A 270-nucleotide genomic window follows, 5' to 3' on the forward strand; every position below is an offset into this window, starting at 1 on the left:
GGTGGGTCTGACAAGACTTGAACTTGTGACCCCACGCTTATCAAGCGTGTGCTCTAACCAACTGAGCTACAGACCCTGAGAAAGTTTTAAAGCTTCGCTTTAAAAGTTTCGCAAGACAAACAGCTTCGCTGTGCGTAGTGTTTGACTCTCGCTCTTTTTTAAAAGCTTGACTCTAAATCTTCAAAGACATATCTCGAAGAACAACTTGTTGTGGATTCTTACCGATCGTCAATCTTTCGTTAAGGAGGTGATCCAGCCGCAGGTTCCCCT

1 tRNA gene is annotated in these 270 nt (G+C 44.4%); it reads right to left on the reverse strand.

The features are described from left to right. Nucleotides 1-2 precede the first annotated feature (2 nt). Nucleotides 3-76, reverse strand: a tRNA-Ile gene (locus NO346_RS14755). Between the last annotated feature and the right edge of the window lie 194 nt (nucleotides 77-270).

Source organism: Acinetobacter sp. 5862 (genome assembly GCF_024494585.1).
In the GTDB taxonomy this organism is placed as follows: Bacteria; Pseudomonadota; Gammaproteobacteria; order Pseudomonadales; family Moraxellaceae; genus Acinetobacter.